Origin of the sequence: Escherichia sp. KTE159 (assembly GCF_000408805.1) — a bacterium.
GTDB classification, from domain to species: Bacteria; Pseudomonadota; Gammaproteobacteria; order Enterobacterales; family Enterobacteriaceae; genus Escherichia; species Escherichia marmotae.
Map to the genome: position 1 here is coordinate 3133203 of NZ_KE137292.1, position 19819 is coordinate 3153021.

Annotated in this window: 20 protein-coding genes; 13 read left to right on the forward strand and 7 right to left on the reverse strand. The window is 50.5% G+C overall.

Annotated elements, in window-relative coordinates:
• Positions 1 to 31: 31 nt before the first annotated feature.
• From rng to csrD, 6 genes are all read right to left on the reverse strand, one after another.
• Positions 32 to 1501, reverse strand: a complete 1470-nt coding sequence (rng, locus tag A31E_RS06880) for a ribonuclease G (RefSeq protein ID WP_000123205.1) — start codon at positions 1499 to 1501, stop codon at positions 32 to 34.
• The gene (gene yhdE / locus A31E_RS06875) at positions 1491 to 2084 is read right to left on the reverse strand and encodes a nucleoside triphosphate pyrophosphatase YhdE (RefSeq protein ID WP_001517187.1); all 594 of its coding nucleotides are present in this window, start codon (positions 2082 to 2084) and stop codon (positions 1491 to 1493) included. Before yhdE ends, rng begins: the two co-directional genes overlap by 11 nt.
• 8 nt (positions 2085 to 2092) lie before the next feature.
• The gene (gene mreD, locus A31E_RS06870; protein WP_000135266.1) at positions 2093 to 2581 is read right to left on the reverse strand and encodes a rod shape-determining protein MreD; all 489 of its coding nucleotides are present in this window, start codon (positions 2579 to 2581) and stop codon (positions 2093 to 2095) included.
• The gene (gene mreC, locus A31E_RS06865; protein ID WP_000802529.1) at positions 2581 to 3651 is read right to left on the reverse strand and encodes a rod shape-determining protein MreC; all 1071 of its coding nucleotides are present in this window, start codon (positions 3649 to 3651) and stop codon (positions 2581 to 2583) included. The genes mreD and mreC overlap by 1 nt, the downstream gene beginning before the upstream one ends.
• A gap of 65 nt (positions 3652 to 3716) precedes the next feature.
• Complete coding sequence (gene mreB, locus A31E_RS06860; RefSeq protein ID WP_000913396.1) at positions 3717 to 4760, reverse strand: rod shape-determining protein MreB; 1044 nt, start codon at positions 4758 to 4760, stop codon at positions 3717 to 3719.
• Positions 4761 to 5064: 304 nt separating this feature from the next.
• Entirely contained in the window at positions 5065 to 7005 is a 1941-nt protein-coding gene (gene csrD, locus A31E_RS06855) for an RNase E specificity factor CsrD (protein ID WP_016249262.1), read from the reverse strand.
• A 151-nt stretch (positions 7006 to 7156) separates the two neighbouring features.
• Between csrD and A31E_RS06850 the strand changes: the two genes are divergently transcribed.
• From A31E_RS06850 to A31E_RS06795, 12 genes are all read left to right on the forward strand, one after another.
• On the forward strand, positions 7157 to 8131 hold the full coding sequence (locus tag A31E_RS06850) for an acrylyl-CoA reductase (NADPH) (protein WP_001148445.1): 975 nt from the start codon (positions 7157 to 7159) through the stop codon (positions 8129 to 8131).
• Positions 8132 to 8228: 97 nt separating this feature from the next.
• Entirely contained in the window at positions 8229 to 9233 is a 1005-nt protein-coding gene (gene msrP, locus A31E_RS06845; RefSeq protein ID WP_016249263.1) for a protein-methionine-sulfoxide reductase catalytic subunit MsrP, read from the forward strand.
• Positions 9234 to 9833, forward strand: a complete 600-nt coding sequence (gene msrQ / locus A31E_RS06840; RefSeq protein WP_016249264.1) for a protein-methionine-sulfoxide reductase heme-binding subunit MsrQ — start codon at positions 9234 to 9236, stop codon at positions 9831 to 9833.
• Between the two features lie 398 nt (positions 9834 to 10231).
• Positions 10232 to 10702, forward strand: a complete 471-nt coding sequence (accB, locus tag A31E_RS06835; RefSeq protein ID WP_000354618.1) for an acetyl-CoA carboxylase biotin carboxyl carrier protein — start codon at positions 10232 to 10234, stop codon at positions 10700 to 10702.
• A gap of 10 nt (positions 10703 to 10712) precedes the next feature.
• On the forward strand, positions 10713 to 12062 hold the full coding sequence (gene accC / locus A31E_RS06830) for an acetyl-CoA carboxylase biotin carboxylase subunit (RefSeq protein WP_000884623.1): 1350 nt from the start codon (positions 10713 to 10715) through the stop codon (positions 12060 to 12062).
• A gap of 108 nt (positions 12063 to 12170) precedes the next feature.
• A complete protein-coding gene (locus tag A31E_RS06825) occupies positions 12171 to 12413 on the forward strand; it encodes a YhdT family protein (RefSeq protein ID WP_000381177.1) in 243 nt (80 codons plus the stop codon).
• Positions 12403 to 13854 carry a sodium/pantothenate symporter gene (panF, locus tag A31E_RS06820; RefSeq protein WP_016249265.1) on the forward strand — a complete coding sequence of 484 codons (1452 nt, stop codon included), beginning with the start codon at positions 12403 to 12405 and terminating at the stop codon, positions 13852 to 13854. Before A31E_RS06825 ends, panF begins: the two co-directional genes overlap by 11 nt.
• An 11-nt stretch (positions 13855 to 13865) precedes the next feature.
• Positions 13866 to 14747 carry a 50S ribosomal protein L11 methyltransferase gene (prmA, locus tag A31E_RS06815; RefSeq protein ID WP_001517191.1) on the forward strand — a complete coding sequence of 294 codons (882 nt, stop codon included), beginning with the start codon at positions 13866 to 13868 and terminating at the stop codon, positions 14745 to 14747.
• Between the two features lie 328 nt (positions 14748 to 15075).
• Complete coding sequence (gene dusB / locus A31E_RS06810; RefSeq protein WP_001219652.1) at positions 15076 to 16041, forward strand: tRNA dihydrouridine synthase DusB; 966 nt, start codon at positions 15076 to 15078, stop codon at positions 16039 to 16041.
• A 25-nt stretch (positions 16042 to 16066) separates the two neighbouring features.
• Positions 16067 to 16363: a DNA-binding transcriptional regulator Fis gene (gene fis, locus A31E_RS06805; protein ID WP_000462905.1), complete on the forward strand. Its 297-nt coding sequence runs from the start codon at positions 16067 to 16069 to the stop codon at positions 16361 to 16363.
• Positions 16364 to 16448: 85 nt separating this feature from the next.
• The gene (gene yhdJ, locus A31E_RS06800) at positions 16449 to 17333 is read left to right on the forward strand and encodes an adenine-specific DNA-methyltransferase (protein WP_001258882.1); all 885 of its coding nucleotides are present in this window, start codon (positions 16449 to 16451) and stop codon (positions 17331 to 17333) included.
• 83 nt (positions 17334 to 17416) lie between these two features.
• Positions 17417 to 17596, forward strand: coding sequence for a DUF2556 family protein (locus tag A31E_RS06795; protein WP_001517193.1), 180 nt, complete (start codon positions 17417 to 17419; stop codon positions 17594 to 17596).
• Between the two features lie 2 nt (positions 17597 to 17598).
• On the opposite strand, the gene envR is transcribed toward A31E_RS06795, so the two are convergent.
• Positions 17599 to 18261 carry an acrEF/envCD operon transcriptional regulator gene (envR, locus tag A31E_RS06790; RefSeq protein WP_016249266.1) on the reverse strand — a complete coding sequence of 221 codons (663 nt, stop codon included), beginning with the start codon at positions 18259 to 18261 and terminating at the stop codon, positions 17599 to 17601.
• Between the two features lie 395 nt (positions 18262 to 18656).
• On the opposite strand from envR, the gene acrE reads away from it, so the two are divergent.
• Entirely contained in the window at positions 18657 to 19814 is a 1158-nt protein-coding gene (acrE, locus tag A31E_RS06785) for a multidrug efflux RND transporter periplasmic adaptor subunit AcrE (protein WP_001517194.1), read from the forward strand.
• Positions 19815 to 19819 lie beyond the last annotated feature (5 nt).

Sequence of the window (19819 nt, forward strand, 5' to 3'; positions counted from 1 at the left end):
ACCCTTTGCCGGATGGCGACCCAGCATCTGTTTACATCATAACGACATCAAACTGCTCCTGGTTATAGAGCGGTTCAATTTGTACTTTAACCTGTTTGCCAACGAAAATTTCCACTTCCGCCAGTGAGTGCGACTCTTCGCCTTTCAAGGCTTCGGCTACTGCCGGAGAAGCATAGACCAGGAAACGGTCAGAGTCGTAAGCATGGTGCACACGAACGATTTCTCGCATGATTTCATAACATACGGTTTCCACCGTTTTCACCGTTCCGCGACCGTGGCAGGTTGGGCATTCATTACACAGTACGTGCTCAATACTTTCGCGGGTTCGCTTACGCGTCATCTCCACCAGTCCCAGCGCCGAGAAACCGTTAACGCTGGTTTTTACCCGGTCTTTGCTCAACGCCTGTTCCAGTGAATGAAGCACGCGACGACGGTGATCTTCATTATTCATGTCAATGAAATCAATGATGATAATCCCGCCCAGGTTACGCAACCGTAACTGGCGAGCAATAGCCTGCGTCGCTTCAATATTGGTATTGAAAATGGTGTCGTCCAGATTGCGATGACCGACAAACGCCCCGGTATTAATATCCACAGTAGTCATTGCTTCGGTCTGATCGATAATCAGATAGCCACCGGACTTCAGCTCAACTTTGCGCTCCAGCGCCCGCTGAATTTCATTTTCTACATCAAAGAGATCGAAAATCGGCTGGCGGCCCGTGTAATGCTCCAGCTTGCTGGTCATCTCAGGAATGTATTCCGAGGTAAACTCCAGCAATGCTTCGTAAGTCAGACGCGAGTCAACGCGAATACGGTCCAGTTCGGCATCAGCAAAATCACGCAGGACACGCTGTGCCAGCGCCAGTTCGCCATACAGTTGATAACGAGTCTGTGGGCGCTTTTTACGCTCCATCACTTTAGTCCACACGCGCTTCAAATAAGCGGCATCGGAAGCCAGTTCTGCTTCGCCAACACCTTCCGCTGCGGTACGGATGATAAACCCACCCTGCTCGTCACAATACTCTGCGACCACTTTTTTCAGGCGTTCACGTTCGGATTCACTTTCAATGCGTTGGGAAACCCCAACGTGGGATGCGCCAGGCATAAACACCAGATAGCGAGACGGCAGCGTGATATCCGTGGTCAGGCGCGCGCCTTTGGTGCCCAGAGGGTCTTTCACCACCTGTACCATCAGATCTTGCCCCTGGCGGACCAGTTCCGAAATGTCGCGTACCGTGAACTGCTTTTGTTCCTCGCCCGCCACACATTCGGTGTGCGGCATAATGTCAGAAGCGTGTAGAAACGCGGCTTTCTCCAGCCCAATATCTACAAAAGCCGCCTGCATACCCGGAAGTACACGACTTACACGACCCTTGTAGATATTGCCTACGATTCCGCGTCGCGCCTCACGTTCAATATGAATTTCCTGCAGAATGCCGCCATCAATATACGCCACTCGCGTTTCCGAAGGCGTTACGTTTACCAACAATTCAGCCGTCATGTTTATCCCTTTTCTCACGCAGTGCGTTAAAATTACTTAATAATTCATACGTTTCAACCAGCGGTAAGCCGACTACGGCGTGATAGCTGCCATTTATCTTCCTGACAAAACAACCACCCAGCCCCTGAATACCGTATGCACCTGCTTTATCTAACGGTTCACCGCTGGCGACATAGCCCGCGATGTCTTCACCTGTTAACATTCTGAAAGTCACATCGGTAACCACCAGGCAATCGAGAATGTGCTGGCTGTCGGCCAGCGCCACTGCTGTCATTACCTGATGGGTCTGTCCCGATAATTTGCGTAACATCTGCGCCGCATGTTCTGCGTCGCGCGGTTTCTCTAACACTTCTCCGTTCAGGATCACGATAGTATCCGCCCCCAGCACAGGCAAATCCTGCGCTGCTTGCTCGACGCCCGCTTGCGCTTTTTCGCGCGCCAGACGCACAACATACTGCTGCGCGCTCTCCTGCGGATGACGCTGCTCCTCAATGCCCGTAACAATACGTTCGAAAGTGAGGCCAAGTTGCGCAAGTAACTCCTGACGACGTGGAGAACCGGAAGCTAAATACAGAGAAGTCATAGAAACCTTTATTGCACTGCAAACTGCTGACGGATTTTGCGCATCAGCAAGAAAATCCACGGCCAGAGCACACCATTGACTACACTACTCCAGAACACTTCGGGTCTGAAAGAGACGTTGATCACCAAAAACTCTGACCAGAAAACAATAATATCCACTACCAGCGAAAGCAACATGACGACCAGCGCCTGCTGCCATAATGCCAGGTTGCGGAAAAGCTGGAATTTCAGCGCTACCAGATAAGCAATGATACTCATCGACAACGCCCGTACACCGAGCGTAGAACCGCTGATCAGATCCAGTATGGCACCCATCACAAAACCTGTGCCCACATTTACGCGATGGGGCAAGGCCAGGATCCAATACAATAAAATGAGTAATACCCAGTTTGGCCGGAAAACGATGAGGTTATCCGGCCAGGGCATAATTTGTAGTAACAACGCGATGAGGAAAGAGAGCCAGATAACCCAGCGTCCCTGGCTACGATATCTCGCCACTATTGCCCTCCCGGCGCACGTGCAGGCGGTTGAGCACCACTTTGCGGCGGCGTAACCCCTTGTGGAGAGCGGTTAGTGGCAGTACCCGTTGCTGGTTGCTGCGGATCTGGCTGGGTAATTCCCGTTGCCGGTTCCGGAAGTTTTGGTCCCATTGCATCTGGCGAAGGCAACACCTGCGGCATCATTTGCATCAGGCGTTCATTAGCAACGCGATGCACTTCTTCCGGCGTCATTGGATTAGCGCCGTTACGATCCGCGCCCCACAGCAGCAACAGATAACGCAAACGTTGCAGACCCGCAGTCGGACGAGCCTGAATCACGGTATAAGCGCGCTGGGTATCGAGCTTCACGGAAGAGACGACCGCCACCGGATAACCTTCCGGGAAACGACCACCAAGACCAGATGTCACCAATACATCACCAACACGAATATCAGTATTCGCTGGCAGATGCTCAAGTTGTAAATCATCAGTACAACCGTTACCCGCTGCAATTACGCGGATATCGTTACGAAGTACCTGAATTGGCAGCGCATGGGTCGCGTCACAGATCAGCAGCACGCGGCTGGTCAGTTTTGCGACCGCTACCACCTGACCAACAACACCTTTATCGCTGATGACCGGCTGACCTTCATAAACCCCGTTAACGCTGCCTTTGTCGATAACAACCTGATCGCTGTACGGATCGTTAACCGTAGAGATAACCTGGGTCACCATCTTCTGCTCATCCTGACGCAGCGGAGAACCCAGCAGCTCGCGCAGACGCGCGTTCTCCTGTTTGTATTGTCCAAGCATCAGCAGCTCGCTGTTTTTCAACAGCAGTTCTTGACGTAACGCCCGGTTTTCAAGTTCTAGTTGATCGCGCGAGGCCAGCGTCTGCGATACGCCATCCAGCAATTCTCGAGGAGCATTAGAAATAAAGTAGAAAGGACTGACGGCGGTATCCATATAAGTACGGATTTGACTAAACGTCCCCAGGCGACTGTCGGCAATAATAACGCCGAGCGCCACCAGCACCGCCAGAATAAGGCGAATCTGTAGCGACGGGCCACGGCTAAAAATTGGCTTCATAAGTTATGCGTATTCTCGTATCAGATCAGGCAGGGTAAACAGACGCTTCCCCTGCCTGCATCCGATTACTCTTCGCTGAACAGGTCGCCGCCGTGCATGTCGATCATTTCCAGCGCCTTGCCGCCACCACGCGCCACACAGGTCAGCGGGTCTTCAGCAACAACAACTGGAATGCCGGTTTCTTCCATTAACAAACGGTCAAGGTTACGTAGCAACGCACCACCGCCAGTGAGCACCATTCCGCGCTCGGAGATGTCGGAAGCGAGTTCCGGCGGACACTGTTCCAGCGCAACCATCACCGCGCTAACGATGCCGGTCAGCGGCTCTTGCAGCGCTTCAAGGATTTCGTTGGAGTTCAGCGTAAAGCCGCGTGGCACACCTTCTGCCAGGTTACGGCCACGAACTTCGATTTCACGGACTTCATCGCCCGGATAAGCAGAACCGATTTCGTGTTTGATACGTTCTGCGGTCGCTTCACCGATCAAAGAGCCATAGTTACGGCGAACGTAGTTGATGATCGCTTCGTCGAAGCGGTCACCACCGATACGTACAGAAGAGGAGTAAACCACGCCGTTCAGAGAAATAACGGCAACTTCAGTAGTACCGCCACCGATATCAACCACCATTGAACCGGTTGCTTCAGATACCGGCAAGCCTGCACCGATTGCTGCGGCCATCGGTTCTTCAATCAGGAAGACTTCGCGGGCACCTGCGCCCTGCGCGGATTCACGAATAGCACGGCGCTCAACCTGGGTAGCACCAACCGGCACACAAACCAGAACACGCGGGCTTGGACGCATAAAGCTGTTGCTGTGCACTTGTTTGATAAAGTGCTGGAGCATCTTTTCAGTCACAAAGAAGTCAGCGATAACGCCATCTTTCATTGGGCGAATGGCAGCGATATTGCCCGGCGTGCGGCCCAGCATCTGCTTCGCGTCATGACCTACTGCAGCTACGCTTTTCGGTGAACCGGCACGATCCTGACGAATGGCCACCACGGAAGGCTCATTCAATACGATGCCTTGTCCTTTTACATAAATAAGGGTATTCGCAGTACCCAGGTCAATGGACAAGTCATTGGAAAACATGCCACGAAATTTTTTCAACATACTAAGGGATAATCCTGAAAGCTGGGGCGGAAAAGAAAATCCGCTTACTTTACCAACCACACGCAGCAGCGACAAGGCGCAAAAATCATCTGCTGCGGTGAAAATTAGTGCAGTTTGTTTCCTTTGTTACAAATCTCTACCTGAGTCCAGAGAGGCTAAATGCATCAGTAGCATTCCTCGCCTGTTTGCAACTGCGTAAGGTCATTCATCTGCATATGTGCTGCAACAATCTGGCGAACAGACAAGCACGCTCCCGTGAAACGCAGCGCGCATTATTCTACGTGAAAACGGATCAAACGGCAGGTTAAACCGAGTATCTTTGTGAATATTTTTTCACGTTAGTATCAAGTGGCTGTGAGGACGCGAAAAAATCCCCCTGTCCACCTAAAACCCCGCGCTGAATCAGGGTCTGCCACTCGCTTCGCGAACGTACGCCCGTAGCGTAAACCTGAGTGTTGGTCCCGGAACACGCTTCTACCATGCTCTGAACCAACAATTGATTCTCTGTTCGCTTCTCAATGTTTCTTACCAGCCCCGGATGGAGCTTGAGTAATTCAACATTAAGTTCTTTGATCCAACGGGTACTTACCAGCGTCAATCCGGCCTGGTTGACGGCGACCCGAACCCCTAAAGCATTCACTAAACGAATAACAGGTTGCAAGCGACCGATATGTTGACCAACATCAGCCTCTGCAAGTTCAATAATTATGCGTTTTCGTTGCGATTTTTCACATTGCATCAACGTATCGCGTAGCCAACGCTGGAAACGTGGACGAATCAACGACTCAACGGTGACCTGAATCGCCAGATTTTCTTGCGGCCAATAGCGTAGCAGCGGGATGAGGCGACTGACTTGCAGGCGGTCATACTCTTCCGATAAGCCAAACTGCAACACCATCGGCATATATTCCGCCGAGCTGACCTCTTCATTACCATCAAAGATGCGGCACATCAGCTCGCGGTGATGAACCTGCCCCTCACGGGTAACCGCCGGTTTCTGATAAAGACGCGGGCCGCCGCGGCTAAGCATTTGCTCAATGAGCGTACGCCAACGAACGTTACCGCGCCCTTTTTCAGGTAACGAGTCATCGTAAATGGCCCAACTGTTGCCGCCTTGTAATCCCGCATTGCGCGTAGCGGATTCAGCATGTTCCATCACCTGTTCGGTATCCTGCCCACTACGCCAGGCACAGATGCCGATGTGAATCATATCATCACGATCGAGCATTTTATTACTCGGTAAGGTATCAACCGCCTTGATCAATTGCCCGGCAATGCTCTCCGCCTCTTTTAATGTCCGGTGTGGCAACAGCACGGCAAAATCGCTACGGTGATAACGTGCCAGCAGCGACCCCGGATAGCGCATCATAAATGTCGATAACAAATTTGTCAGGGTAAAGAGTTGTTCTTCAACCTGACTGTGCCCCCAGGTGTCGCTCAACATATTGAAATCCGGCAGGCGGATCATCATCACGATCCCGTGAGTCCCTACTTTCTCCTGATCTTCCAGTAACGTTGCCAGTTGGTTGTCGAAAAAGAGGCGGTTATTGAGGCCAGTTTTAATATCCTGCGCAGCATAGGAACGAATCAGCGTATCGAGACGACTGTGCTGTTCGCGCGCATTCTGAATTTCGCAAAGCAGCGTATCCAGTGCACTGCTGGCCCCTGGCGGCCATTCATAGATGGTGCCCAGCACATTCGTGCCGCGCTCACCGTTTAAGATACGAGTGGCGCGGGTTTCCAGCAGTTCTTGCCCGGCAAGTTGCCGTTGCAACCAGCGTACAGCCAGGAAGAGCATAATAATGATAAATCCAATCGCACCAGTGAGCGGTGCAGTGGTCATCAGCGAGTGGAAATAGTTGCCCATCGGGTCCTGATACACCAAATGCAGAGACATCCCCGGATGTTTAATCAACGGTACAGTCAGCTCGCGAAACAGATCGCTAGTACCAACCGGACGGTAGCTGCCATTGCGGGACTGGGTATAAACCTGTTTTTTATCGTGCAAAAGATCCACGCGAACGATATCCGCCGACATCATCAGTTCGCTGATTTGTGGCCTCAATGTGCTGAAGTCATTCGACACAAGATGGGTATCGATCGCCGTCGCCACTGCCTGAACACGATGACTAAACTTATACTGAATGGCGTTGTAGAAACTAAGCGAGCAGCCCAGCAGAGTCACAAAAATTGTTAACCCGGTGAGCAGCGTGACAAAGGCCGAAAATTTCGTCGTTAATCTCATCCTTGTGTTAACTCCGATAGTGAGGACGCGGGCATACCAGCAAATCAGATTTATCTCGCAATTTATTGCGCTTCATCGGCTTTGCTTTTCCATTAGCGAGTATAGTCTTCAGAAATTATTTTCCAATCCATCATGCACATGAGGACCTCTTATGCAGGCGTTACTTTTAGAACAGCAGGACGGCAAAACCCTCGCATCTGTACAGACTCTGGACGCAAGTCGCCTGCCGGAAGGCGATGTGACGGTCGATGTCCACTGGTCGAGCCTGAATTATAAAGATGCGCTGGCGATTACCGGTAAAGGAAAAATCATCCGCAATTTTCCGATGATTCCTGGCATAGACTTCGCAGGAATCGTACGCGCCAGTGAAGATCCTCGTTTTCATGCCGGTCAGGAAGTGTTACTCACCGGTTGGGGCGTTGGTGAAAACCACTGGGGCGGGCTGGCACAGCAGGCGCGCGTGAAAGGTGACTGGCTGGTTGCCATGCCGCAAGGTCTGGACGCGCGTAAAGCGATGGTTATCGGTACTGCCGGGTTTACCGCCATGCTGTGCGTAATGGCGCTGGAAGATGCCGGTATTCATCCGCAGGATGGCGAAATTGTCGTTACGGGCGCCAGCGGCGGCGTCGGCAGTACGGCCGTAGCACTGTTGCATAAGTTGGGTTATCAGGTCGTTGCCGTTTCTGGTCGTGAAAGTACCCATGAATACCTGAAAAGGTTAGGTGCCAGCCGTATTTTGCCGCGCGATGAGTTTGCTGAATCCCGTCCACTGGAAAAACAGCTTTGGGCTGGCGCGATTGATACTGTTGGCGACAAAGTGCTGGCGAAAGTACTGGCACAAATGAACTACGGTGGCTGTGTGGCAGCCTGTGGTCTGGCGGGTGGCTTTGCCCTGCCAACCACGGTAATGCCGTTCATTCTGCGTAATGTCCGTTTACAAGGGGTGGATTCAGTCATGACGCCACCAGAACGCCGCGCGCAAGCCTGGCAGCGTCTGGTCGCAGATCTACCGGAATCATTCTATTCGCAGGCAGCAAAAGAAATTTCGCTGGCAGATGCTCCGAAGTTTGCTGAAGCCATTATTAATAACCAGGTGCAAGGGCGCACATTGGTAAAAATAAGCTAAGATTTCGCACAAAATAATTTACATATCGTTAACGAATTTTAGCAGCACTTTGACATTCTCCCTGCCATAGTAATCAGGAGCATACCGGGAGTCTGTTATGAAAAAAATTCGTCAACTTACAGAAGCCGATGTCACTGCCGAATCGGCTTTTTTTATGCAACGTCGGCAGATACTGAAAACGTTAGGCATCAGCGCTGCTGCACTTTCTCTACCAACCACTACTCATGCCGACCTGCTTAGCTGGTTTAAGGGTAACGATCGCCCGCCCGCACCAGCCGGAAAGCCATTAGAATTCAGCAGGCCTGCCGCCTGGCAAAATAACCTGCCACTGACGCCGGAAGATAAAGTTTCCGGCTATAACAACTTCTATGAGTTCGGACTGGATAAAGCCGATCCAGCGGCAAATGCCGGCAGTCTGAAAACTGATCTGTGGACGTTGAAAATCAGCGGTGAAGTCGCTAAACCGTTAACCCTCGATCATGATGCACTGACCCGTCGTTTCCCGCTGGAAGAGCGGATTTATCGTATGCGTTGCGTAGAAGCATGGTCGATGGTGGTGCCGTGGATTGGTTTTCCGCTGCACAAATTGCTGGCACTGGCAGAACCGACCAGTAACGCGAAATACGTCGCCTTCGAAACCATTTATGCGCCGGAACAGATGCCAGGCCAGCAGGACCGGTTTATTGGCGGCGGCCTGAAATATCCTTATATAGAAGGATTACGTCTCGACGAAGCGATGCATCCGCTCACACTGATGACCGTTGGTGTTTATGGCAAGGCGTTACCGCCGCAAAATGGCGCACCGGTACGGCTGATTGTGCCGTGGAAATATGGCTTTAAAGGGATTAAATCGATTGTCAGTATTAAGCTGACCCGGGAGCGTCCGCCAACCACCTGGAATCTGGCCGCGCCCGATGAATACGGCTTTTATGCCAACGTCAATCCGCATGTTGATCATCCCCGTTGGTCGCAGGCTACCGAACGGTTTATCGGTTCAGGTGGCATTCTTGATGTACAACGTCAGCCAACGCTGTTGTTTAACGGATACGCCGATCAAGTGGCGTCGCTTTATCGTGGACTGGATTTACGGGAGAATTTCTAAGTGCGACTGACAGCAAAACAAGTGACATGGCTGAAAGTTTGCCTGCATCTTGCCGGATTTTTGCCGTTTGTCTGGCTGATGTGGGCAATTAACCACGGTGGATTAAGTGCCGATCCGGTGAAAGATATTCAGCATTTTACCGGTCGGACTGCGCTGAAATTCTTGCTGGCGACCTTGTTGGTTACGCCGCTGGCGCGCTACGCTAAACAACCATTATTGATTCGCACTCGCCGCCTGTTGGGTTTATGGTGTTTCGCCTGGGCAACGCTGCACTTAACCAGTTATGCCTTGCTGGAGCTGGGAGTGAATAATCTGACGTTATTGGGTCAGGAATTAGTCACCCGACCTTATTTAACGCTCGGAATTATCAGTTGGCTGATTTTACTGGCTTTAACATTCACTTCCACGCAGGCGATGCAGCGAAACTTAGGCAAACGCTGGCAACAATTGCATAACTTCGTCTATCTTGTCGCGATCCTGGCCCCCATACATTATCTGTGGTCAGTAAAGATTATCTCACCACAGCCAATCATCTACGCTGGGCTGGCTTTACTGCTTTTAGTCTTACGTTATAAGAAGTTCCGTCAATGGTGGCGCTAATTTCATGAACTGTGCGGCTTGTTGCAAAATACGCGGCGTTGAAAGTTATTTACATGTTAGCTGTTGATTATCTTCCCTGATAAGACCAGTATTTAGCTGCCATTTGCTACGAAATCGTTATAATGTGCGACCTCGTTCTCCCTGACGCAGTTTTTGAGCTGCGGAAAAGGTGACAATGGCGAAACGAAGGTATATTTTGTTTTTTGCCGGAGAATGGCAGCAGATCGCTGCACAATGTCCGTCAAGTCTCACATTGACACTCTGGGGCAAAATAGACCGGCGTCCCGGCTGGCTGGAATTTATCGCTATGCATACAGCTACTGTCGGGGCATACGCTTTACAGACGGCGGTGAAACGCCTGTCACAATCACACTAAACAAAGAGTACGGAACCCACTCATGGATATTCGTAAGATTAAAAAACTGATCGAGCTGGTTGAAGAATCAGGCATCTCTGAACTGGAAATTTCTGAAGGCGAAGAGTCAGTACGCATCAGCCGTGCAGCACCTGCCGCAAGTTTCCCGATGATGCAACAAGCTTACGCTGCACCAATGATGCAGCAGCCAGCTCAGTCTAACGCAGCCGCTCCGGCGACCGTTCCTTCCATGGAAGCGCCAGCAGCAGCGGAAATCAGTGGTCACATCGTACGTTCCCCAATGGTTGGTACTTTCTACCGCACCCCAAGCCCGGACGCGAAAGCGTTCATCGAAGTGGGTCAGAAAGTGAACGTGGGCGATACCCTGTGCATCGTTGAAGCCATGAAAATGATGAACCAGATCGAAGCAGACAAATCCGGTACTGTGAAAGCAATTCTGGTCGAAAGTGGACAACCGGTAGAATTTGACGAGCCGCTGGTCGTCATCGAGTAACGAGGCGAACATGCTGGATAAAATTGTTATTGCCAACCGTGGCGAGATTGCATTGCGTATTCTTCGTGCCTGTAAAGAACTGGGCATCAAGACTGTCGCAGTGCACTCCAGCGCGGATCGCGACCTAAAACACGTATTACTGGCAGATGAAACGGTCTGTATTGGCCCTGCTCCGTCAGTAAAAAGCTATCTGAACATCCCGGCAATCATCAGCGCCGCTGAAATCACTGGCGCAGTAGCAATCCATCCGGGTTACGGCTTCCTTTCCGAAAACGCCAATTTTGCTGAGCAGGTTGAACGCTCTGGCTTTATCTTCATCGGCCCGAAAGCAGACACCATTCGCCTGATGGGTGACAAAGTGTCGGCAATTGCCGCGATGAAAAAAGCTGGCGTCCCTTGTGTACCGGGGTCTGACGGCCCGCTGGGCGACGATATGGATAAAAACCGCGCCATTGCTAAACGCATTGGTTACCCGGTAATTATCAAAGCTTCCGGCGGCGGCGGCGGTCGCGGTATGCGCGTAGTGCGCAGCGACGCTGAACTGGCGCAATCCATCTCCATGACGCGTGCGGAAGCGAAAGCTGCTTTCAGCAACGATATGGTTTACATGGAGAAATACCTGGAAAATCCTCGCCACGTCGAGATTCAGGTACTGGCGGACGGCCAGGGCAACGCTATCTATCTGGCTGAACGTGACTGCTCCATGCAGCGCCGTCACCAGAAAGTGGTCGAAGAAGCGCCAGCACCAGGCATTACCCCGGAACTGCGTCGCTACATTGGCGAACGTTGTGCCAAAGCGTGTGTTGATATCGGCTATCGCGGAGCAGGTACTTTCGAATTCCTGTTTGAAAACGGCGAATTCTATTTCATCGAAATGAACACCCGTATTCAGGTAGAACACCCGGTTACTGAAATGATCACCGGCGTTGACCTGATCAAAGAGCAGTTGCGTATCGCTGCCGGTCAACCGCTGTCGATCAAGCAAGAAGAAGTTCATGTTCGCGGCCATGCGGTGGAATGCCGTATCAATGCCGAAGATCCAAACACCTTCCTGCCAAGCCCGGGCAAAATCACCCGTTTCCACGCACCTGGCGGTTTTGGCGTGCGTTGGGAGTCTCATATCTACGCTGGCTACACCGTGCCGCCGTACTATGACTCAATGATCGGCAAACTGATTTGCTACGGTGAAAACCGTGATGTGGCGATTGCACGCATGAAGAATGCGCTGCAGGAGCTAATCATCGACGGTATCAAAACCAACGTTGATCTGCAGATCCGCATCATGAACGACGAGAACTTCCAGCATGGTGGCACTAACATCCACTATCTGGAGAAAAAACTCGGTCTTCAGGAAAAATAAGACTGCAACAGCGTCAAAAGGCCGGATTTTCCGGCCTTTTTTATTTCTGGGGATCGGCAAGCCCCATAAGGTACAATCCCCGCTTTCTTCACCCATCAGGGACAAAAAATGGACACTCGTTTTGTTCAGGCCCATAAAGAGGCGCGCTGGGCGCTGGGGCTGACCCTTTTGTATCTGCTTGTTTGGTTAGTAGCTGCTTACTTACCTGGCGTTGCCCCCGGTTTTACCGGTTTTCCGCGCTGGTTTGAGATGGCCTGCATCCTGACGCCGCTGCTGTTTATTGGACTGTGCTGGGCGATGGTGAAATTTATCTATCGCGATATTCCGCTGGAGGATGACGATGCAGCTTGAAGTGATTCTACCGCTGGTCGCCTATCTGGTGGTGGTGTTCGGGATTTCGGTTTATGCGATGCGTAAACGGAACACGGGCACTTTCCTGAATGAGTATTTCCTCGGCAGCCGCTCTATGGGCGGTATTGTGCTGGCGATGACGCTCACCGCAACCTATATCAGCGCCAGTTCGTTTATCGGCGGACCCGGCGCTGCTTATAAATACGGGCTGGGCTGGGTATTGCTGGCGATGATTCAGCTACCTGCTGTCTGGCTTTCGCTCGGTATTCTCGGCAAGAAGTTCGCTATTCTCGCGCGCCGCTACAATGCGGTAACGCTGAACGATATGCTGTTTGCCCGCTACCAGAGCCGTTTGCTGGTGTGGCTGGCGAGTTTGAGTTTGCTGGTAGCATTCGTTGGTGCAATGACCGTGCAGTTTATCGGCGGTGCGCGTCTACTGGAAACCGCTGCTGGCATTCCTTATGAAACCGGCCTGCTGATTTTCGGCATCAGTATTGCGTTGTATACCGCCTTTGGTGGCTTTCGCGCCAGTGTGCTGAACGACACTATGCAAGGGCTGGTGATGCTGATTGGCACCATTGTGCTACTGGTCGGCGTGGTCCATGCTGCTGGCGGCTTAAGCAACGCAGTAGAGACGCTACAATCCATTGATCCGCAACTGGTAACACCACAAGGCGCTAATGATATTCTGTCGCCTGCCTTCATGACTTCGTTCTGGGTTCTGGTGTGCTTTGGGGTGATTGGCCTGCCGCATACCGCGGTGCGCTGTATCTCTTATAAAGACAGCAAAGCGGTACATCGGGGGATCATCATCGGTACAATTGTGGTGGCGATCCTGATGTTTGGTATGCATCTGGCTGGCGCGTTAGGCCGCGCGGTGATCCCTGATCTCACCGTGCCGGATCTGGTGATCCCAACGTTGATGGTAAAAGTGTTGCCGCCGTTTGCTGCCGGGATCTTCCTTGCCGCCCCAATGGCCGCGATTATGTCGACGATCAATGCCCAATTGCTGCAAAGTTCCGCTACGATCATTAAAGATCTCTATCTGAATATCCGTCCGGAACAAATGCAAAACGAGACGCGTCTGAAGCGGATGTCGGCGGTGATTACGTTGGTTCTCGGCGCGTTGCTGCTGCTTGCCGCCTGGAAGCCGCCAGAAATGATCATCTGGTTAAATTTGCTGGCCTTCGGTGGTCTTGAAGCCGTCTTCCTGTGGCCATTGGTGCTGGGCCTTTACTGGGAACGCGCTAACGCCAAAGGCGCGCTAAGCGCGATGATCGTCGGCGGCGTTCTGTATGCCGTACTTGCAACCCTAAATATTCAGTACCTGGGCTTCCACCCTATCGTGCCCTCGTTACTGCTAAGTTTGCTGGCTTTCCTGGTCGGAAACCGTTTCGGTACATCCGTCCCGCAAGCTACCGTTTTGACTACTGATAAATAAAGAGTTTTGCCATGCCTTGGATCCAACTGAAACTGAACACCACCGGCGCGAATGCAGAAGATCTTAGCGATGCGCTGATGGAAGCCGGTGCCGTTTCTATCACTTTTCAGGATACCCACGATACGCCAGTGTTTGAGCCACTGCCGGGCGAAACTCGCCTGTGGGGCGACACCGATGTGATTGGTCTGTTTGACGCAGAAACAGACATGAATGAAGTTGTGGCGATTCTGGAAAACCATCCGCTACTCGGCGCGGGCTTCGCGCATAAAATCGAGCAACTGGAGGATAAAGACTGGGAACGCGAGTGGATGGATAATTTCCACCCGATGCGCTTTGGCGAACGTCTGTGGATCTGTCCAAGCTGGCGCGATGTACCAGACGAAAATGCTGTCAACGTGATGTTAGATCCGGGTCTGGCGTTTGGTACGGGCACTCATCCAACCACCTCTCTGTGCCTGCAATGGCTCGACAGCCTCGATTTAACCGGTAAAACGGTCATCGACTTTGGCTGTGGTTCCGGCATTCTGGCTATCGCGGCGCTGAAGTTGGGCGCAGCAAAAGCTATTGGTATTGATATCGACCCACAGGCCATTCAGGCCAGCCGCGACAATGCTGAACGTAATGGTGTTTCTGATCGACTGGAACTCTATCTCCCGAAAGATCAGCCTGAAGCAATGAAGGCCGACGTGGTGGTCGCTAACATTCTCGCAGGCCCGTTACGTGAACTGGCGCCGTTAATCAGCGTCCTGCCGGTTTCAGGCGGTTTACTGGGCCTTTCCGGTATCCTGGCAAGCCAGGCAGAGAGCGTTTGTGACGCGTATGCCGATAGCTTCACGCTCGACCCGGTTGTGGAAAAAGAAGAGTGGTGTCGCATTACCGGTCGTAAGAATTAACCTTCACAATGCGGCATAGTGGTGTAGCGCGAAGTGCGAGCAACATCACAAAAGGCACGTGAATTTGCTGATTATTTGAGCAAATTCACGTGCCTGAATTTTCATTCATAAAGAAAAATTGAGAACTTACTCAAATTTCTTTGAGTGCAAATTTTAGCCACTTGTTTCTAATGTGATGATTTTTATGACTAATTATTCCGCGGCGTTCATTTTAAATGCAATTCTTTGATCCATCTCAGAGGATTGGTCAAAGTTTGGCCTTTCATCTCGTGCAAAAAATGCGTAATATACGCCGCCTTGCAGTCACAGTATGGTCATTTCTTAACTCATGCGCATCGGACAATATCAGCTCAGAAATCGCCTGATCGCAGCGCCCATGGCTGGCATTACAGACAGACCTTTTCGGACGTTGTGCTACGAGATGGGAGCCGGATTGACAGTATCCGAGATGATGTCTTCTAACCCTCAGGTTTGGGAAAGCGACAAATCTCGTTTACGGATGGTGCACATTGATGAACCCGGTATTCGCACCGTGCAAATTGCCGGTAGCGATCCGAAAGAAATGGCGGATGCTGCACGTATTAACGTGGAAAGCGGTGCCCAAATTATTGATATCAATATGGGTTGCCCGGCTAAAAAAGTGAATCGCAAGCTCGCAGGCTCAGCCCTCTTGCAGTACCCGGATGTCGTTAAATCGATCCTTACCGAGGTCGTCAATGCAGTGGACGTTCCTGTCACTCTGAAGATTCGCACCGGTTGGGCGCCGGAACACCGTAACTGCGAAGAGATTGCCCAACTGGCTGAAGACTGTGGCATTCAGGCTCTGACCATTCATGGTCGTACACGCGCCTGTTTGTTCAATGGAGAAGCTGAATACGACAGTATTCGGGCAGTTAAGCAGAAAGTTTCCATTCCGGTTATCGCGAATGGCGACATTACTGACCCGCTTAAAGCCAGAGCTGTGCTCGACTATACAGGGGCGGATGCCCTGATGATAGGCCGCGCAGCTCAGGGAAGACCCTGGATCTTTCGGGAAATCCAGCATTATCTGGACACTGGGGAGTTGCTGCCCCCGCTGCCTTTGGCAGAGGTTAAGCGCTTGCTTTGCGCGCATGTTCGGGAACTGCATGACTTTTATGGTCCGGCGAAAGGTTACCGAATTGCACGTAAACACGTTTCCTGGTATCTCCAGGAACACGCTCCAAATGACCAGTTTCGGCGCACATTCAACGCCATTGAGGATGCCAGCGAACAGCTGGAGGCGTTGGAGGCATACTTCGAAAATTTTGCGTAAACAGAAATAAAGAGCTGACAGAACTATGTTCGAACAACGCGTAAATTCTGACGTACTGACCGTTTCTACCGTTAACTCTCAGGATCAGGTAACCCAAAAACCCCTGCGTGACTCGGTTAAACAGGCACTGAAGAACTATTTTGCTCAACTGAATGGTCAGGATGTTAATGACCTCTATGAGCTGGTACTGGCTGAAGTAGAACAGCCCCTGTTGGACATGGTGATGCAATACACCCGTGGTAATCAGACCCGTGCTGCGCTGATGATGGGCATCAACCGTGGTACACTGCGTAAAAAACTGAAAAAGTACGGCATGAACTAATTCAGGTTAGCTAAATGCTTGATTAAAAAGGCGCTACTCGGCATGGGGAAGCGCCTTTTTTATAGGCGTCACAAAGGGAGTGACCATGAGAACAGGATGTGAACCCACCCGGTTTGGCGATGAAACAAAAACGATCATTCAGGGTGATGCATTAGCCGAGCTAAAAAAAATCCCCACCGGGAGCATCGATCTGATCTTTGCCGACCCGCCTTATAACATCGGCAAAAATTTTGATGGTCTGATCGAAGCATGGAAAGAAGATCTGTTTATTAACTGGCTATTTGAAGTGATTGCAGAGTGCCACCGCATCCTTAAAAAACAGGGCTGCATGTACATCATGAACAGCACCGAAAACATGCCCTTTATCGATATCCAGTGTCGCAAACTTTTTACCATCAAAAGTCGCATCGTCTGGTCATATGACAGTTCTGGGGTACAGGCGAAGAAACACTACGGCTCCATGTACGAACCTATCCTGATGATGGTGAAAGACGCAAAGAACTACACATTTAACAGCGATGCTATTCTGGTAGAAGCCAAAACCGGATCGCAGCGCGCGTTGATCGATTATCGTAAAAATCCTCCGCAGCCTTACAATAATCAAAAAGTACCGGGCAACGTCTGGGATTTTCCGCGCGTGCGTTATTTGATGGATGAATATGAAAACCATCCGACGCAAAAGCCGGAAGCATTGCTGAAACGCATTATTCTCGCCTCTTCAAACCCTGGAGATATCGTTCTCGACCCGTTTGCGGGCAGTTTTACCACCGGCGCGGTCGCCGTCACAACCGGGCGAAAATTCATTGGTATTGAGATTAACAGCGAGTACATCAAGATGGGGCTCCGACGACTGGGTATCGCGTCACATTACTCCGTGGAAGAGCTGGCGAAAGTAAAAAAAAGAAAGACCGGCAACCTGTCAAAACGATGCCGGGTCAGCGAAGTTGACCCCGATCTCATTGCAAAGTAAAGGAAGTGTAAGCCTGGTTTTCAGATTATTCATTTCGTGTATATTTCCTGCCAGACTTGGTTAAACATGCACAGGCTCAGGTAATGATTCGCAAGTATTGGTGGCTCGTCGTTTTCGCTGTCTCCGTTTTTCTGTTTGATACTTTACTGATGCAATGGATTGAGCTGTTGGCTACAGAAACAGACAAATGCCGCAATATGAATTCGGTTAATCCACTTAAACTGGTTAACTGTGACGAACTGGATTTCTACAACAGAATGTAAGCTTATACGATATCTAATTCATTTGTTTTATGAATTAGTTTTGCTACATTTTTATCTGGTATGAACATTCTTAATACGTTATCGACTAAGGCGGGTGCGTGTTTATAAAGATCGTAACCCGCCATATTTATTAACCAGTTTTTGACAATTCCGCAGAAAGCACCCTCAATAATAATCATCACTACATCTAAATCGAGATTATTTTCCACACAGCCTTGTTGCTGACATGCCTGCAATATTTCGCGCAGAATCTGCGGATTAAAACCCATCTTCTCGCGTATTACGGCCTCTGCCAGCATCTCATCATTAAATTCACATTTGTGATATAAAATTTGCAGTAATGCTTGTTGGCGTGGAATTTCGGCAATATATTGCAAGCTAACAATCAGTTTTTCACGCAATTGCTGAAGCGGGTTATGCTCTGCCCCTGCCGTCAACCGCTCCTGAATTAACTCCCGCAATGAAGGCTGTTGCAGCCACATCTCATTAAACAGTTGGGTCTTGTTTTCGAAATGCCAGTAGATAGCGCCACGCGTGACGTTGGCAGCATCAGCGATATCATTGAGCGTCGTCTTGCTTACACCATGCTGCGCAAACTGGGCGATGGCGGTTTCAATCAGTTCTTGCCGGGTCTTCAGAGCTTCAGCTTTGGTTCTTTTTGCCATGATTAATTATTCAGGAAATAAATACATTAGACATAAAGGAAATAATGAAAGGTAATGTATCACCCAATATTTATTTATACGAGAGGCTAAAATTCACCTGCTATAAATCGTCAAATAAACAAAATCCATTATTGACGTAGAATACATTTATTTAATGAATGTACGTTTCAATTTGCGTCAAAACAATTCCTCTCCCTTCAATTCACATCAAAACAAAACATTAGAACACGAATCTATTTTTGTGTTTATGTGCCTTGAGAGGCCAGTATTCATAACTATTTATTACATCGCCGGACGATAATTTGTAGGATAGCGAACTGTATTTTTATTTCTGCGAGTTAACGCGTTGCCTTTTTCTGGCAAATAACGCGCTTTTGTTTTTTTGAGGAATAGTAATGACGAAATATGCCAGGTTTTTCCTCCTGCCCCCCTTTATCATGATCTCCGCAGCGTTAATCGCGGGTTGCAACGATAAGGGAGAAGAGAAAGTTCACGTCGGTGAACCGCAGGTTACCGTTCATGTTGTGAAAACTGCCCCGTTAGAAGTTAAAACTGAATTACCTGGCCGTACCAACGCTTTCCGTATTGCCGAAGTTCGCCCACAGGTTAACGGGATCGTACTAAATCGTAATTTCACTGAAGGCAGCGATGTGCAAGCAGGTCAGTCCCTGTACCAGATTGATCCAGCGACCTATCAGGCAAGTTATGACAGTGCGAAAGGTGAACTGGCGAAAAGTGAAGCCGCCGCTTCCATCGCGCATTTGACGGTAAAACGTTACGTTCCGCTCGTGGGCACAAAATACATCAGTCAGCAGGAGTACGATCAGGCCATTGCTGATGCCCGCCAGGCCGATGCCGCCGTGATTGCCGCAAAAGCCACGGTCGAAAGCGCCCGCATCAATCTCGCTTATACCAAAGTAACCGCGCCAATTAGCGGACGTATCGGCAAATCGACTGTGACCGAAGGTGCTCTCGTCACTAACGGGCAAACGACTGAACTGGCGACTGTCCAGCAACTCGATCCTATCTACGTCGATGTGACCCAATCAAGCAATGATTTCATGAGACTGAAGCAGTCCGTAGAGCAAGGAAATTTACATAAGGAAAACACCACCAGCAACGTAGAGCTGGTCATGGAAAACGGTCAAACTTATCCCCTGAAAGGCACACTGCAATTCTCCGATGTGACCGTGGATGAAAGCACTGGTTCCATAACCCTACGTGCGGTTTTCCCTAACCCACAGCATACGCTTCTGCCGGGTATGTTTGTGCGCGCCCGGATTGATGAAGGTGTACAACCTGATGCCATTCTTATTCCGCAACAAGGCGTCAGCCGCACACCGCGTGGCGATGCAACCGTGCTGATTGTGAATGAGAAAAGTCAGGTTGAAGCGCGTCCAGTCGTTGCCAGCCAGGCGATTGGCGATAAATGGTTAATTAGCGAAGGGCTGAAATCTGGCGATCAAGTCATTGTCAGCGGTCTGCAAAAAGCGCGTCCGGGAGAACAGGTTAAAGCCACGACCGATACCCCCGCAGATACTGCGTCGAAGTAAGGCAA

Excerpts from the sequence above, each read along its gene's own strand:
- rng (WP_000123205.1), bottom strand. The coding sequence starts at position 1,501 with ATGACGGCTGAATTGTTGGTAAACGTAACGCCTTCGGAAACGCGAGTG.
- yhdE (WP_001517187.1), bottom strand. The coding sequence starts at position 2,084 with ATGACTTCTCTGTATTTAGCTTCCGGTTCTCCACGTCGTCAGGAGTTA.
- mreC (WP_000802529.1), bottom strand. The coding sequence starts at position 3,651 with ATGAAGCCAATTTTTAGCCGTGGCCCGTCGCTACAGATTCGCCTTATT.
- mreB (WP_000913396.1), bottom strand. The coding sequence starts at position 4,760 with ATGTTGAAAAAATTTCGTGGCATGTTTTCCAATGACTTGTCCATTGAC.
- csrD (WP_016249262.1), bottom strand. The coding sequence starts at position 7,005 with ATGAGATTAACGACGAAATTTTCGGCCTTTGTCACGCTGCTCACCGGG.
- A31E_RS06850 (WP_001148445.1), top strand. The coding sequence starts at position 7,157 with ATGCAGGCGTTACTTTTAGAACAGCAGGACGGCAAAACCCTCGCATCT.
- msrP (WP_016249263.1), top strand. The coding sequence starts at position 8,229 with ATGAAAAAAATTCGTCAACTTACAGAAGCCGATGTCACTGCCGAATCG.
- accB (WP_000354618.1), top strand. The coding sequence starts at position 10,232 with ATGGATATTCGTAAGATTAAAAAACTGATCGAGCTGGTTGAAGAATCA.
- accC (WP_000884623.1), top strand. The coding sequence starts at position 10,713 with ATGCTGGATAAAATTGTTATTGCCAACCGTGGCGAGATTGCATTGCGT.
- A31E_RS06825 (WP_000381177.1), top strand. The coding sequence starts at position 12,171 with ATGGACACTCGTTTTGTTCAGGCCCATAAAGAGGCGCGCTGGGCGCTG.
- panF (WP_016249265.1), top strand. The coding sequence starts at position 12,403 with ATGCAGCTTGAAGTGATTCTACCGCTGGTCGCCTATCTGGTGGTGGTG.
- prmA (WP_001517191.1), top strand. The coding sequence starts at position 13,866 with ATGCCTTGGATCCAACTGAAACTGAACACCACCGGCGCGAATGCAGAA.
- dusB (WP_001219652.1), top strand. The coding sequence starts at position 15,076 with ATGCGCATCGGACAATATCAGCTCAGAAATCGCCTGATCGCAGCGCCC.
- fis (WP_000462905.1), top strand. The coding sequence starts at position 16,067 with ATGTTCGAACAACGCGTAAATTCTGACGTACTGACCGTTTCTACCGTT.
- yhdJ (WP_001258882.1), top strand. The coding sequence starts at position 16,449 with ATGAGAACAGGATGTGAACCCACCCGGTTTGGCGATGAAACAAAAACG.
- A31E_RS06795 (WP_001517193.1), top strand. The coding sequence starts at position 17,417 with ATGATTCGCAAGTATTGGTGGCTCGTCGTTTTCGCTGTCTCCGTTTTT.
- envR (WP_016249266.1), bottom strand. The coding sequence starts at position 18,261 with ATGGCAAAAAGAACCAAAGCTGAAGCTCTGAAGACCCGGCAAGAACTG.
- acrE (WP_001517194.1), top strand. The coding sequence starts at position 18,657 with ATGACGAAATATGCCAGGTTTTTCCTCCTGCCCCCCTTTATCATGATC.